The 14406-nt window shown below is 73.1% G+C and carries 15 protein-coding genes; 9 read left to right on the forward strand and 6 right to left on the reverse strand.

What is annotated here, in order from left to right:
• Positions 1-251 precede the first annotated feature (251 nt).
• Positions 252-683 (forward strand): hypothetical protein, encoded by a 432-nt coding sequence (locus tag ACZ60W_RS06955; protein ID WP_469754326.1) that lies wholly within the window; start codon positions 252-254, stop codon positions 681-683.
• A gap of 208 nt (positions 684-891) precedes the next feature.
• Here ACZ60W_RS06955 and ACZ60W_RS06960 read toward each other — a convergent pair whose 3' ends face one another.
• The 3 genes from ACZ60W_RS06960 to ACZ60W_RS06970 form a co-directional block, all read right to left on the reverse strand.
• On the reverse strand, positions 892-1497 hold the full coding sequence (locus tag ACZ60W_RS06960) for a nucleoside triphosphate pyrophosphatase (RefSeq protein WP_469754327.1): 606 nt from the start codon (positions 1495-1497) through the stop codon (positions 892-894).
• Between the two features lie 66 nt (positions 1498-1563).
• On the reverse strand, positions 1564-1692 hold the full coding sequence (mmpB, locus tag ACZ60W_RS06965) for a morphogenic membrane protein MmpB (RefSeq protein WP_469754328.1): 129 nt from the start codon (positions 1690-1692) through the stop codon (positions 1564-1566).
• Positions 1693-1784: 92 nt separating this feature from the next.
• Positions 1785-2450, reverse strand: a complete 666-nt coding sequence (locus tag ACZ60W_RS06970) for a TetR/AcrR family transcriptional regulator (protein WP_469754329.1) — start codon at positions 2448-2450, stop codon at positions 1785-1787.
• Between the two features lie 37 nt (positions 2451-2487).
• Here ACZ60W_RS06970 and ACZ60W_RS06975 point away from each other — a divergent pair, with 37 nt between their 5' ends.
• Positions 2488-3897, forward strand: a complete 1410-nt coding sequence (locus tag ACZ60W_RS06975) for an MFS transporter (protein WP_469754330.1) — start codon at positions 2488-2490, stop codon at positions 3895-3897.
• A 79-nt stretch (positions 3898-3976) separates the two neighbouring features.
• On the opposite strand, the gene ACZ60W_RS06980 is transcribed toward ACZ60W_RS06975, so the two are convergent.
• The gene (locus tag ACZ60W_RS06980) at positions 3977-4189 is read right to left on the reverse strand and encodes an acyl-CoA carboxylase subunit epsilon (protein WP_469754331.1); all 213 of its coding nucleotides are present in this window, start codon (positions 4187-4189) and stop codon (positions 3977-3979) included.
• A gap of 29 nt (positions 4190-4218) precedes the next feature.
• Complete coding sequence (locus ACZ60W_RS06985; protein WP_469754332.1) at positions 4219-5811, reverse strand: acyl-CoA carboxylase subunit beta; 1593 nt, start codon at positions 5809-5811, stop codon at positions 4219-4221.
• Positions 5812-5945: 134 nt separating this feature from the next.
• Between ACZ60W_RS06985 and ACZ60W_RS06990 the strand changes: the two genes are divergently transcribed.
• The 5 genes from ACZ60W_RS06990 to hutH all read left to right on the forward strand — a co-directional run bounded on the left by ACZ60W_RS06990 (position 5946) and on the right by hutH (position 12083).
• Positions 5946-6797, forward strand: a complete 852-nt coding sequence (locus ACZ60W_RS06990; RefSeq protein ID WP_469754333.1) for a biotin--[acetyl-CoA-carboxylase] ligase — start codon at positions 5946-5948, stop codon at positions 6795-6797.
• 169 nt (positions 6798-6966) lie between these two features.
• The gene (locus tag ACZ60W_RS06995; protein WP_469754334.1) at positions 6967-8106 is read left to right on the forward strand and encodes an adenylate/guanylate cyclase domain-containing protein; all 1140 of its coding nucleotides are present in this window, start codon (positions 6967-6969) and stop codon (positions 8104-8106) included.
• 65 nt (positions 8107-8171) lie between these two features.
• Positions 8172-8966 carry an enoyl-CoA hydratase/isomerase family protein gene (locus ACZ60W_RS07000; RefSeq protein ID WP_469754335.1) on the forward strand — a complete coding sequence of 265 codons (795 nt, stop codon included), beginning with the start codon at positions 8172-8174 and terminating at the stop codon, positions 8964-8966.
• A 336-nt stretch (positions 8967-9302) separates the two neighbouring features.
• Entirely contained in the window at positions 9303-10451 is a 1149-nt protein-coding gene (locus ACZ60W_RS07005) for a GGDEF domain-containing protein (RefSeq protein ID WP_469754336.1), read from the forward strand.
• Between the two features lie 87 nt (positions 10452-10538).
• Positions 10539-12083 carry a histidine ammonia-lyase gene (gene hutH, locus ACZ60W_RS07010; protein ID WP_469754444.1) on the forward strand — a complete coding sequence of 515 codons (1545 nt, stop codon included), beginning with the start codon at positions 10539-10541 and terminating at the stop codon, positions 12081-12083.
• 83 nt (positions 12084-12166) lie between these two features.
• Here hutH and ACZ60W_RS07015 read toward each other — a convergent pair whose 3' ends face one another.
• The gene (locus tag ACZ60W_RS07015; protein WP_469754337.1) at positions 12167-12433 is read right to left on the reverse strand and encodes a hypothetical protein; all 267 of its coding nucleotides are present in this window, start codon (positions 12431-12433) and stop codon (positions 12167-12169) included.
• 111 nt (positions 12434-12544) lie between these two features.
• Between ACZ60W_RS07015 and ACZ60W_RS07020 the strand changes: the two genes are divergently transcribed.
• Positions 12545-12886: a hypothetical protein gene (locus ACZ60W_RS07020; protein WP_469754338.1), complete on the forward strand. Its 342-nt coding sequence runs from the start codon at positions 12545-12547 to the stop codon at positions 12884-12886.
• A 231-nt stretch (positions 12887-13117) separates the two neighbouring features.
• Positions 13118-14386, forward strand: a complete 1269-nt coding sequence (locus ACZ60W_RS07025) for a L,D-transpeptidase (RefSeq protein WP_469754339.1) — start codon at positions 13118-13120, stop codon at positions 14384-14386.
• Positions 14387-14406: the final 20 nt, after the last annotated feature.

Below are 14406 nucleotides of genomic sequence, written 5' to 3' on the forward strand. Positions count from 1 at the left end.
CTTGTCGCACCACGGTACGCAGGGTTCCTTTACGGCACAGTAGCTCCGAGGTGTGGCGCAGGTCTCTGTTCAAGCGGCCAGTCGCCATTCGGGTTTCTTTGTGGAGTCCCTACGAATGGCGCAACGATTCTTTGCCGAGCACTGCGCGGCCGCCCTCCGTGTCCGCACTCTTGTCCAGGGGTTTACCGGCCAGTAGCCTTCGCGCTGTCGATCGTACTGTCGGTAACAGGCGAATCCAGGGGGTGGCCGAGGTGGCCCGCAGACCGATAGCCCTCGTGACGGCGGCGGTGCTCCTCCTCGAAGCACCCGGCATCGTCGCGATCAACGCCGTGATGGCACGGTTCCTGGAGGTCCAGACGATGTCGCTGGACGGCATGGACCCCGACGCGATGGTCACCGGCACCTGGGTGCTCGGCGTCGTCTCCGGCGCCGCCCTCGCGGTCTGCGGGCTCGTCGCCCTCCTCGCGGGCCTCCGCGACCGCCGTCCGGGCCGCTTCGGCCGCGGTCTGCTCATCGGCTGCGCGGTCGTGCACGGCGTCCTCGGCGCGGTCGCCGTCGGCCTGCTCGGCTGGACGGCCTTCGCCTTCCTGATGTCGGTTCTCGCTCTTCTCGTCCTCACCCTGGTGGCGTACGGCAAGGAGGCCCCCGAGGAGACCTCGACCGGAACCCCGGCCCCCGCCTAGGTGCCTCCGGTGCCCGTCCAGGCGGCCCCGGGGGCGGCTCGAACGGGCGTCCAGGGGGCCTCCGGGGCGGCTCCGGCGCTCCGGTGGCGGGGCGGCACGGGGATCCCGTGCGTCACCCGAAAGCGGCACCCGGAAACGGTCGCCGCCCGGGCGTGTCCCGGCCGGTGCCCCCACGCCCCCGGCGTGTCCCGCCCGGCCCCGCGGCGGCTCAGGCCCAGAGGTCGGTGATCCGCACGTCCAGCTTGCCGAGGAGCCTGCGCAGCAGCGGCAGGGACAGCCCGATCACGTTGCCCGGGTCGCCGTCGATGCCGTCGATGAACGGCGCCGACCGGCCGTCGAGGGTGAACGCGCCCGCCACGTGCAGCGGTTCGCCGCTCGCCACGTACGCCGCGACCTCCTCGTCCGTCGGCTCGCCGAAGCGCACCACGGTCGAGGCCGTCGCCGACTCGTACCGCTTGGCGGCCGTGTCGTACACGCAGTGGCCCGTCTGGAGGATGCCGACGCGGCCGCGCATCTCCTTCCAGCGGGCGGTGGCCTCCTCGGCGTCGGCCGGCTTGCCGAGGGCGCGCCCGTCGAGTTCGAGGACCGAGTCGCAGCCGATGACCAGCGCGCCGAACACCCCGGGCCTCGCCGCCACATGGGCGGCCTTCGCCTCGGCGAGCGCGAGCGCGAGCTCGGCCGGGGTCGGGGCGTGGACCTTGTCCTCGTCGACACCGCTCACGATCACCTCGGGCGAGAGCCCTGCCTGGCGCAGCAGGCCGAGGCGGGCGGGGGAGGCGGAGGCGAGGACGACACGGCGCGGATCAGCAGTCATGGGGGCAGCGTAGCCAGTGCCGCCCACCCGTCGCCGCCGGAGCGTGGGGGAGCCCCGGCCGAGGGCTCAGCGCGCGCTCGCCACGAACATCGCCACCACCATGGCCAGGGCGAGGAGCACGCCCGTACGGCGGATCATCGCCTGCATGTCGCGCAGGAACTTGGGCGGCTGGTTCTTCGGGTCGGACCACAGCATGCTCCGATCCTGCGGGCCGCGGGCCCCGGGCGCCTGAGTACGGATACTCAAGCGTCCTGCGCGGAACGACCCGTCCGGCGCGCGCGTGCGGCTCAGCGCGCGAACACGCCCTCGCGCGCCGCCGCGAGCGCCGCGGCGGCGGCCCGTTCGGCCACGTCCGCCGTGAGCTCCTCGTGGGTGACCGCGAAGCGGTAGTAGAGCGGCGCGGAGACGGCCCGGAGCAGTTCGACGGGGTCGGTGTCCGCCGGGACCTCGCCGCGCGCCGCGCCCCGGGTGACGACCGGGGTCCATTCGGCGAGGCGGGTCCGGTAGAAGCCGGCCAGGGCGCCGGCGCACTCGTCGTCGCAGGCGGCCGCGGCGATGACCGCGCGGAAGACGGCGCCCATCCGGGCGTCGGTGAGGGTGGCCCGGACGAGTTCGGCGTTGGCCCGCAGGTCGCCCGGGAGGCTGCCCGTGTCGGCGGCCGGCAGCGACTGCTCGGCCATGTCGTGCAGGAGGTCGGCGACCAGGCCGGCGGGGGAGCCCCAGCGCCGGTAGACGGTGGTCTTGCCGACTCCGGCGCTCGCGGCGACCCGGTCCATGTTGAGGGCGTGGAAGCCCGTGTCGGCGAGGGCGTCCCGGGTGGCGTCGAGGACGGCGCCGCGGACCTTCGCGGTGCGGCCGCCGGGGCGGAGGGTGCCGGGCGAGGCCGGGCGGCTCTCAGTCAAATGGGTCTCCTGTTCCATTAAGGCCGTCGACTCTGCTACGGTACGGGACATCTTAACGGAACCATCTTCCCATTAAGGGGTCGTACGCATGGTTGCCCTGGATCTCCCCGCCCCCGCTCCGGCCACCGCGCCGGGCGCCGCGCCCGACCGCATGACCGGCCGGATGCGACTCGTCCTCGTCGTCCTCCTCCTCGCCCAGTTCATGCTGGCCGTCGACTTCTCGATCCTGAACGTCGCCCTGCCCGTCATCGGGCGGGGACTCGGCTTCGGCCTCGGCGGCCTCCAGTGGGTCGCCACCGCCTTCGCCCTCGCCGCCGCCGGATTCACCCTCCTCTTCGGGCGTGTCGCGGACCTCGTCGGCCGCCGCCGGCTCTTCCTCGGCGGCATGGCGCTCCTCGGCCTCTCCTCGCTCGTCGGCGGCCTCGCCACCGGCCCCGAGATGCTCATGGCCGCCCGGGTCGCCCAGGGCCTGGCGACGGCCGCCGTGACCCCCGCCGGGCTCTCCCTGCTCACCGCCTCGTTCCCCGAGGGCCCGCTACGCGCCCGGGCGCTCGGCCTGAACGGCGCCCTCATGTCCGCGGGCTTCACCACCGGCGCGATCCTCGGCGGCGTCCTCACCGACCTGCTCTCCTGGCGCTGGGCCTTCCTCGTCAACGTCCCGGTCGCCCTCGCCGTCCTCCTCGTCGCCCCCGCCGTCGTCGCGGAGAGCCGCCCCGCCGTCCGGCCCCGGCTCGACGTGCCCGGCGCGATCACCGTCACCGGCGGCCTCCTCGCCCTCGTCTACGGGCTGACGGCCGCCGGAGAACACGGCTGGACCGACCCCCTCGCACTCGCCGCCCTGGCCGCCGGCGCCGTCCTCCTCGCCGCCTTCGGTCTGGTCGAACGGCGTGCCGCCTCGCCCCTCGTCGCCCTCCACGTCCTCAGGCGCCGCACGGTCGTCTGGGGCAACCTGGCCGGGCTCGTCGCCTTCGTCACCGAGACCTCGCTCGTCTTCCTGATGACGCTGTACCTCCAGGACGTCCTGGGCTTCTCGCCGCTCGCCGCCGGACTCTCCTTCGGCGTGCTCGGCGCCGGCACGGTCCTCGGCGGCGTCACCGCCTCCCGGTTCATCGGCCGCTTCGGGGCCCGCGGCGCCCTGGTGACCGGCGGACTCCTCCAGGCCGCCGCGACCCTCGCCCTGTACGGCCTCGGCGACGACCGGAGCGGGCTCTGGCTGCTGCTCGCCGCCACCTTCGCCGGCGGGGTCGGCAACATGCTCGCGATCGTCGGCTTCATGGTCACCGCCACCTCGGGCATCCCCGACGGCGAGCAGGGCATGGCGACCGGCCTCGCGACGATGACGCAGCAGATCGGCATCACCATGGGCACCCCGGTCATGAGCGCCGTGGTCGTCACCGCGCCGGTGCTCCTCGACGGCATCGGCCTCGCGGTCCTCGTCAACGCCGCGATCGTCGCCGTCGGCGCCGTGCTCGCCGGTCTCTTCCTCCGCCGTACGTGACGGGCCCCGTACGGGCACGCGAAGGGCCGGACCCCCCGCACACGGGGTCCGGCCCTCCGTCGTCCGACGGCGTCCGCGGCTACACGGGCCAGTACGACCGCGCCCAGGCCCGCGGGCCCGGCCGCTGCCGCACCGTCCGCGCGATGCGCGAGGGGTCCGACCACCCCTCCGGTACGGCCGGGACGCCGCCCTCGGCGGACGCCGCCGCCGTGGCCGCGGCCCGCGCCTGGACGACCGCCAGTGCGGCGGCCAGCTCCTCGGGGGTCGGGTTTCCTCGTACGACCTTGATCACGACGGCTCCTTCAGCGCTCGTACGGGGTCCTACAGCGGGATGTTGCCGTGCTTCTTCGGAGGAAGGGATTCCCGCTTCGTCCGCAGCTGACGCAGCCCCTTCACGATCTGCGGGCGCGTGTCGGACGGCAGGATCACCCCGTCGACGTAACCGCGCTCGGCGGCGATGTACGGGTTGAGCAGGGCGTCCTCGTACTCCTGCATCAGCCGCGCCCGCTCCGTCTCCTGGTCCTCCGCCTCGGCGATGGTGCGGCGGTGCAGGATGTTGACCGCGCCCTGCGCGCCCATGACGGCGATCTGCGCCGTCGGCCACGCCAGGTTCAGGTCGGCGCCCAGGTGCTTGGAGCCCATGACGTCGTACGCGCCGCCGAACGCCTTGCGGGTGATGACCGTGATCAGCGGGACGGTCGCCTCGGCGTACGCGTAGATCAGCTTCGCGCCGCGCCGGATGATGCCGCCGTACTCCTGGTCCACGCCCGGCAGGAAGCCCGGCACGTCCACGAAGGTCAGGACGGGGATGTTGAACGCGTCGCAGGTGCGCACGAACCGCGCGGCCTTCTCGGACGCGTTGATGTCGAGGCACCCCGCGAACTGCATCGGCTGGTTGGCGACGACGCCGACCGGGAAGCCCTCGACCCGGCCGAAGCCCGTCAGGATGTTCGGCGCGAAGAGGGCCTGGGTCTCCAGGAACTCGCCGTCGTCCAGGACGTGCTCGATCACCTTGTGCATGTCGTACGGCTGGTTCGCCGAGTCCGGGATCAGCGCGTCGAGTTCGCGGTCCTCGTCGGTCACCTCGGTCTCCGCGACCTCCGGGAAGGCCGGCGGCTCGGAGAGGTTGTTCGACGGCAGGTAGGACAGGAGCGACTTCACGTACTCGATCGCGTCCTTCTCGTCCCCCGACATGTGGTGCGCCACGCCCGAGGTCGCGTTGTGCGTCCGGGCGCCGCCCAGCTCCTCGAAGCCGACGTCCTCGCCGGTCACCGTCTTGATGACGTCCGGACCGGTGATGAACATGTGCGAGGTCTGGTCCACCATCACCGTGAAGTCGGTGATCGCGGGGGAGTACACCGCACCGCCCGCGCAGGGGCCGACGACCAGGGAGATCTGCGGGATCACGCCGGACGCGTGGGTGTTGCGGCGGAAGATCTCGCCGTACATGCCGAGGGCGCTCACGCCCTCCTGGATGCGGGCGCCGCCGGAGTCGTTGATGCCGACGACCGGGCAGCCCGTCTTCAGCGCGAAGTCCATCACCTTGATGATCTTCTGGCCGTACGTCTCGCCCAGCGCGCCGCCGAAGACGGTGAAGTCCTGGGAGAACACGGCCACCGGACGGCCGTCGACCGTGCCGTAGCCGGTCACGACGCCGTCCCCGTAGGGGCGGTTCTTCTCCAGGCCGAAGTTGGTCGACCGGTGCCGGGCCAGCTCGTCGAGCTCGACGAACGACCCTTCGTCGAGCAGCAGGGCGATCCGCTCGCGCGCGGTCAGCTTGCCCTTCGCGTGCTGCTTCTCCACCGCACGCTCCGAGCCGGCGTGAGTGGCCTCGTCGATACGGCGCTTGAGGTCCGCGATCTTGCCTGCGGTCGTGTGAATGTCGATCTCGTACTGCTCTGCCGGCTCGGACATCGGGATGCGGCTCCCTGCCTGGTCACGGGGGGTTCGTTGACTACGAATGGGCTACTGCTGGCCTACTGACCCGTAGCGTATCGACGCCGATACGGTTCGGCACTGCGGTCTTTGCCACACCTACTCTGGCTTGCATGACGTCCTCCCAAGGCTCAGGCGGCCCCTGGTCCGACCTCGACCGGCCCCCGCTGAACGCCCCCGCACTGCGCCGCGCGCTCGTCACCACCGACGGCCCGTGGACCTCGCTCGACGTGGTCGCCTCCACCGGCTCCACCAACAGCGACCTCGCCGCCCGCGCCGACGAACTGCCCGAGGGCGCGGTCCTCGTCGCCGAGGAGCAGACCTCGGGCCGCGGCCGACTCGACCGCAGCTGGACGGCACCGGCCCGCTCCGGGCTCTTCCTCTCCGTCCTCCTCAAGCCGCAGGTCCCCGTCCAGCGCTGGGGCTGGCTCCCGCTGCTCACCGGGGTGGCCGCGGCGACCGGCCTCGCGAAGGCGGCCGGCGTCGACATGTCCCTCAAGTGGCCCAACGACCTCCTGGTCTCCGTCGCGGGCGAGGAGCGCAAGACCGGCGGCATCCTCGCCGAGCGGGCCGGCGCGGAGGGCGTCGTGGTCGGCCTCGGCATCAACGTCACCCTGAAGGCGGACGAACTCCCCGTCCCCACCGCGGGGTCCCTGCTCCTCGCCGACGCCGTCTCCACCGACCGCGACACCCTCCTGCGGGCCGTCCTGCGCTCCCTCGCCCAGTGGTACGGCGACTGGGTGCGCGCGGAGGGCGATCCGGAGGCATCCGGCCTCCAGGCCGCGTACGCCGCCGGCTGCGCCACCCTCGGCCGCCGCGTTCGCGCGGACCTCCCGGGTGAACGCATGCTGGAGGGCGAGGCCGTCGCCCTGGACGGCGACGGCCGGCTGGTCGTCGCCACCGAGGGCGGCGGAACCGAAGCGGTCGGCGCCGGCGACATCGTCCACCTGCGGACACCCGCCTGACGCCCGGCACGGACGAGGGGCGGGGCCCGGGCACGGCCCGGGCCCCGGCCACGGGACGGAATGGCTCGCCGTTCGGGCGTGAGCCATTCCACACCTGTCGTATCGTGGACCGCGATCCAGGCGACAGATCGGCAGGGCAAGTGGGCAGGGAACGGGCAGGAGGCGGCCGGTGACCGTCGACGACGAGAACGAGGGCCGCGCGCCCGAGCCCCCCGCGTACCCCACCCCCCACCACGAGGTCGACCACACGGTCGAGCCGACCGACGACCCGCTCGCCATCCGCCTCGAACAGCTCATCCTCGGGGCCGACCGGCGCTACACGCCCTTCCAGGCCGCCCGCACGGCCGGCGTCTCCATGGAGCTCGCCTCGCGCTTCTGGCGGGCCATGGGCTTCGCCGACATCGGCCAGGCCAAGGCGCTCACCGAGGCCGACGTCCTGGCCCTGCGCCGCCTCGCCGGTCTCGTCGAGGCGGGGCTGCTCAGCGAGCCGATGGCCGTCCAGGTCGCCCGTTCCACCGGCCAGACCACCGCCCGTCTGGCCGAATGGCAGATCGACTCCTTCCTGGAGGGCCTGACCGAGCCGCCCGAGCCCGGCATGACCCGGACCGAGGTCACCTACCCCCTGGTCGAGCTGCTCCTGCCCGAGCTGGAGGAGTTCCTGATCTACGTGTGGCGCCGCCAGCTGGCCGCCGCCACCGGCCGGGTCGTGCAGGCCGCCGACGACGAGGAGATGGTCGACCGGCGCCTCGCCGTCGGCTTCGCGGACCTCGTCGGCTTCACCCGGCTCACCCGGCGCCTGGAGGAGGAGGAGCTCGGCGAGCTCGTCGAGGCCTTCGAGACCACCTGCGCCGACCTCGTCGCCGCGCACGGCGGCCGGCTGATCAAGACCCTCGGCGACGAGGTGCTGTACGCCGCCGACGACGCCGGCACGGCCGCCGAGATCGCGCTGCGGCTGATCGAGACGCTCGGCCACGACGACACGATGCCCGCCCTGCGCGTCGGCATCGCCTTCGGCACCGTGACGACCCGGATGGGCGACGTCTTCGGCACCACCGTGAACCTCGCGAGCCGCCTCACCTCGATAGCCCCGAAGGACGCCGTCCTGGTCGACGGCGCGCTCGCCGAGGAGCTGTCCCGGACCGGGGAGGCGCCCGTCTCCGAGACGGCCGCCGCCGAGGAGGCGGCCCGGGCCGAGAAGGAGGGCCGCGAGGCCGCCCGGTACCGCTTCGCGCTCCAGCCGATGTGGCAGCGGCCGGTCCGCGGCCTCGGCGTCATCGAGCCCTGGCTCCTGACCCGCCGTCCCACTTAGGATCCCCGGTGAACGCCGGTTAACAACCGTTGGCGGGCGGATCACGGTCGGGAGGGTGTGCGGTCATGTCCGAGCAGCGCTTCGGTGAGTTCGTGGTGGTCCGGAAGGACGGGAGCGGCCATGTGGCCGAACTCGTCCTCGACCGGCCCAAGGCGATGAACGCCGTCTCCTCCGAGATGGCCCGCTCCCTCGGTGCCGCCTGCGAGGCGCTCGCCGCCGACCCGGCGGTCCGGGTCACGGTGCTGACCTCCTCCAACGACCGGGCCTTCTGCGTCGGCGCCGACCTCAAGGAGCGCAACTCCTTCACCGACGCCGAGCTCGTCCGGCAGCGCCCGACCGCCCGCGCCGCCTACACCGGCGTCCTGGAGCTGCCGATGCCGACCGTCGCCGCCGTCCACGGCTTCGCGCTCGGCGGCGGCTTCGAGCTGGCGCTGGCCTGCGACGTGATCGTGGCCGACGCGACCGCAGTGGTCGGCCTCCCCGAGGTCTCCGTCGGCGTCATCCCGGGCGGCGGCGGCACGCAGCTGCTGCCGCGCCGGGTGGGGGCGGCCCGCGCCGCCGAGCTGGTCTTCACGGCCCGCCGGGTGGAGGCCGCGGAGGCCCGCGAGCTGGGACTGGTGGACCTCCTGGAGGAGGACGCGCGGACGGCCGCCCTGGAGCTGGCCGGCCGGATCGCGGCCAACTCGCCGGTCGGACTGCGCGCCGCCAAGAAGGCGATGCGGCTCGGCCAGGGCCTGGACCTGCGGGCGGGCCTGGAGGTCGAGGACGCGGCCTGGCGTTCGGTGGCCTTCTCGGGCGACCGCGCGGAGGGCGTGGCGGCCTTCAACGAGAAGCGCACCCCGAACTGGCCCGGCGCCTAGGCCGTCCCTTCCGGAACTCGCCCGACCCGTGCCGCCCGGCACCGCACCTCGCCGCGTCGTCGAGGCACCCGCGTACGTCCCGTACGCGGCAGCCTCTCCGCCTCGCGATGCACGGCACCGGACGACACGGCCTGACCGGCAAGATCCGGAGGAGACGACCTGGGCGGCGTCGTGCCGATCGTGCCGGGCCCGCGGGGCCCTGGTGCGGTCGTGCCGGGCCCGCGGCGTCCGGTCCGACCGGCGGGACGCTCCGGGATTCCCCCTGATGCGCACGGGATGTCACGGACGGTGACGTCTCGGAGGGGAAAACGGGTGGAACCTCCCTAAGCTGGAGGAATGGGAGAGGACGTGCGGCTGCGGGCCGTGGTGGCGCTGGCGCAGGGGATGGCGGCGGCGCACACTCCGCGAGAGTTCTGGCGGGCTGCGGCGCTCGGGTCCTGCGAGGGGCTCGGCGGGAGCTTCGCGGCGCTGTCCGTCTGGCAGCGGGACCACGGCCGGCTGAAGGTCCTGGTGAACGCCGGGGAGCGGGCCGTGGGCGAGGAGGAGTTCCCGGACGCGGAGACCTATCCCGTGCACCAGTTCCCCGAGATCACCGAGTTCCTGCACGAGCAGTGGGCGGGCGGCGGCGAGCCGGACTCCTGGGTGGAGACCGCCGCCGACCGGGTCCCGACCGGCCGGGTGCTCGGTCTGCGCCGGCGGGGCAGGGGCTGCTGCGTGGTGGCCCCGATCGTGCTGCACGGCCGGGCGTGGGGCGAGCTCTACGTGGCGCGCCCGAGGGAGGCGAAACCTTTCACCCGTGCGGACGCCGACTTCGCCACCGTCCTGGCGGCGGTCGTGGCGGCGGGCATCGCCCAGGCCGAGCGCCTGGAGGAGGTCCGCAAGCTGGCCTTCACCGACCCGCTCACCGGACTCGCCAACCGGCGGGCCGTCGACACCCGCCTCGACGAGGCCATCGAGCGCTACCGGGCGGACGGCTCCGTGGTGAGCCTGGTGGTCTGCGACCTCAACGGCCTCAAGCGCGTCAACGACACCCACGGCCACGCCGTCGGCGACCGGCTCCTCGAACGCTTCGGCTCGGTCCTCTCCCGCTGCGGCGCCCGGCTCCCCGGCGCCCTCGCGGCCCGGCTGGGCGGCGACGAGTTCTGCCTGCTCGCGGTCGGCCCGACCTCCGACGAGGTGGTCGCCGTCGCCGAGGAGCTCTGCGTGCGGGCGGCGGAGCTCGAACTCGGCGAGGGCGTCGCCTGCGGCGTGGCCTCCACCGGGGACCCGATCGGCCCCCTCAAGTCCGCCCGCCGCCTCTTCCGGCTCGCCGACGCCGCCCAGTACCAGGCGAAGGCCGACCGCTCCGCCAAGCCCGTCGTCGCCGGCCGCGACGGGACCGTCATCCGCCTCGCCGACGCCCCGCCCGGCGCCCGTGACCGTCGCCGCTTCCGCGACGCGCCCACGGCGGAACCGCCGTCGGGACCCCCGCCGCGGGCCGACTGACCGGTAAGGGTCCGTCCCGTGTCGGGACGGTGACAGATTCCCCTAGTGACATGTCGGTCTTCAATCCGTAGGGTGCTGAATATGGATATGCAGACAGTCGTCGTCCTCGGCACGTCCGGCACGACCCCGCAGGACGTCATCGACGTCGCCCGCCACGGCGCCCGCGTCGAGCTGTCGGCCGACGCGGTGGAGGCGCTGGCCGCCGCCCGCGCGATCGTGGACGCCCTCGCCGCCAAGCCCGAGCCCGTCTACGGCGTCTCGACCGGCTTCGGCGCCCTCGCCACCCGGCACATCAGCCACGAGCTCCGCGGCCGGCTCCAGCGCAACATCGTCCGCTCGCACGCCGCCGGCATGGGCCCGCGCGTCGAGCGCGAGGTCGTGCGCGCCCTGATGTTCCTGCGCCTGAAGACCGTGGCCTCCGGCCACACCGGCGTCCGCCCCGAGGTCGCGCAGACCATGGCCGACGTCCTCAACGCCGGCATCACCCCGGTCGTGCACGAGTACGGCTCCCTCGGCTGCTCCGGCGACCTCGCCCCGCTCTCCCACTGCGCCCTCGCGCTCATGGGCGAGGGCGACGCGGAGGGTCCCGACGGCGTCGTCCGCCCCGCCGGCGAGCTGCTCGCCGCCGCCGGCATCGCGCCCGTCGAGCTCAGGGAGAAGGAGGGCCTCGCCCTCCTCAACGGCACCGACGGCATGCTCGGCATGCTGATCATGGCCCTCGCCGACCTCGACACCCTGTACAAGTCGGCCGACGTCACCGCCGCGCTCTCCCTCGAAGCCCTCCTCGGCACCGAGAAGGTCCTCGAACCCGAGCTGCACGCCATCCGCCCCCACCCCGGCCAGGCCGCCTCCGCCGCCAACATGCTCGCGGTGCTCAAGGGCTCCGGCCTCACCGGCCACGCCCAGGCCGGCGAGGCCCCCCGCGTCCAGGACGCCTACTCGGTCCGCTGCGCCCCGCAGGTCGCCGGCGCCGGCCGCGACACCATGGCCCACGCCCGCCTCGTCGCCGAGCGCGAGCTCGCCGCCGCCGTCGACAACCCCGTCGTCCTGCCCGACGGCCGGGTCGCCTCCAACGGCAACTTCCACGGCGCCCCCGTCGCGTACGTCCTCGACTTCCTCGCGATCGCCGCCGCCGACCTCGGCTCCATCGCCGAGCGCCGCACCGACCGGCTGCTCGACAAGAACCGCTCGCACGGCCTGCCGCCGTTCCTCGCCGACGACGCCGGCGTCGACTCGGGCCTGATGATCGCCCAGTACACGCAGGCCGCCCTGGTCAGCGAGATGAAGCGGCTCGCCGTCCCGGCCTCCGCCGACTCCATCCCGTCCTCCGCGATGCAGGAGGACCACGTCTCCATGGGCTGGTCGGCCGCCCGCAAGCTGCGCACCGCGATCGGCAACCTCAACCGGATCATCGCGGTCGAGATGTACGCCGCCACCCGCGGCATCGAGCTCCGCGAGGGCCTCACCCCGGCGCCCGCCTCCCGCGCCGCCATCGACGCGCTGCGCGCCGCCGGCGTCGAGGGCCCCGGCCCGGACCGCTTCCTCGCCCCCGACCTGGCGGCCGCGGACGCCTTCGTCCGCGAGGGCCGGCTGGTCGCCGCCGTCGAGCCGGTCACCGGCCCGCTGGCCTGACGCCCGCCCCGACGGACCGGGGCCCGCCCGCCGGAACTCCGGCGGGCGGGCCCCTCGCGTGACGGACCCCCTCGGGGAAGGCGTCAGAACGCCCGGCCGCGCCGTCGCATCGCCAGGGCGACGAAGCCGGCGCCGACCCCCAGGAAACCCGTTCCGCCCAGCACGTACGGGGTGGTGTCCAGCCGGCCGGTCTCCGCGAGCCGCCCGTCGGAGACGGGGCCGCCCCGACTCACCCCGACCCGGACCCCGCCCTGCTCGTCGGTGGCGTTCGCGGACGGCACGAACCACAGGGCGCACAGCAGGGTTCCCGCGGCGGTGGCGGTCAGCAGTGGACGTCGGGCGGCGGACACGGAAATTTCGATCCCCCTTGCGGAAACCGCGAATTGGTCGGTGGATGGATGCTAATGAACACAGCGGGTCGTGGGAAAGCCGAGACCCCCGGGACGCCTACGCTCCCGACCATGAGCACTTCTGAGACCGCACGCTATGTACGTCTTCGCGTCGATGTCGTCCTGGAGATCGACGGTCCCGCCGCGTTGAGCGACGCCGCCAAGGCCCGCATCGACGACGACGAGTTCATGCCCGAGGAGGAGCGGACCCAGGCCCGCGCCGCCGTCGCCGAGGACAGCGCCGAGGCACTCGCCCACCTCGTCGAGCCGTTCGACCTCATCCGCGACGTCCCCGGCATCGACATGGTCCAGGCATCCTGGAGCACCGAGGAGATCGAGTACGACCCCGACGCGCTGGAGTGGGACCTCGGCGAGGAGGACGGGGACGGGGAAGAGGACGACGACCGGCCGTAGGCACCGGCACCGGCCGCGCGAACGCCGGTGGACGACCTGCTCGCGGGCCCTGGGACGATGTCCCGGGGCCCTTCCCGTGACGGGCCCCCGACACGCCGCGGAAGACGGGAACCGGACGCTCCGCCGGAGCGTGTCGATCAGTGGCGTTCCCCACAAACGGTCCGGTGACGGAACCGGACGGGGTGTCATGGGTATTGAAGTAGACGAAGCAAGAACCGCAAATCGGCGACGATGGAGAAGCGTGTGATGACGGACGGCAAGCGCCGCAGGAGCCTGGCCGCCGCGGCCGCCGTGCTCGGCGGCGTCCTGGTGCTCTCGGCGTGCAACGACGGGGACAAGGACGGCGGCGCCTCCGGCTCTCCCACGGAACAGTCGCAGGCCCAGGTCGACGAGGCGGCCGCGCAGAAGACCTCCAAGGCGCAGATCACCATCGCGCCGAAGAACGGCGCGCAGAACGCCTCGATCAACAACGACGCCAAGGTCACCGTCACCGACGGCAAGCTCACCGAGGTCACCATGACCTCCGCCGAGGGCACCGCCGTCGAGGGCGAGATAGCGGCCGACGGCCTCAGCTGGAAGCCCTCCGGCGCCCTGAAGCGGGCGACGGTCTACAAGATCGCCGCCACCGCCACGGACGCCGCCGGCCTGGAGGCGCACGAGAACGCCTCCTTCACCACGGTCTCGCAGGCCAACAGCTTCATCGGGAACTTCACCCCCGAGGACGGCTCGACCGTCGGCGTCGGCATGCCCGTCTCGATCAACTTCAACAAGTCGATCACCGACAAGAAGGCCGTCCAGGGCGGCATCACGGTCACCTCCAGCTCCGGCCAGGAGGTCGTCGGGCACTGGTTCAACACCCAGCGCCTCGACTTCCGCCCGGACCAGTACTGGACCGAGGGCTCCAAGGTCACGCTGAAGCTGGACCTCGACGGCGTCGAGGGCGCCGACGGCGTCTTCGGCGTCCAGCAGAAGACCGTCACCTTCACGATCGGCCGCAACCAGGTCTCGACCGTCGACGTCGCCACCAAGACCATGACGGTCAAGCAGGACGGCAAGACGGTCAAGACGATCCCGATCTCCGCCGGCTCCCCGGACAACCCGACCTACAACGGTCAGATGGTGATCTCCGAGAAGTTCAAGGAGACCCGGATGAACGGCGCCACCGTCGGCTTCACGGACGACGACGGCAAGGGCGAGTACGACATCAAGGACGTGCCGCACGCCATGCGCCTGTCCACCTCCGGCACCTTCATCCACGGCAACTACTGGGGCCCGGACTCGATCTTCGGCTCGACCAACACCAGCCACGGCTGCGTGGGCCTCAACGACGTCAAGGGCGCCGGCGACCCGAACCAGTCGGCCGCCTGGCTCTACGACCACTCGATCGTCGGTGACGTCGTGATCGTCAAGAACTCCAAGGACAAGACGATCGCCCCCGACAACGGCCTCAACGGCTGGAACCTGAGCTGGGCGGACTGGAAGGCCGGCTCGGCCGTCTGACCCTGCCCGACCGGCACGAC

This window comes from Streptomyces sp. NPDC104202, from assembly GCF_055584185.1.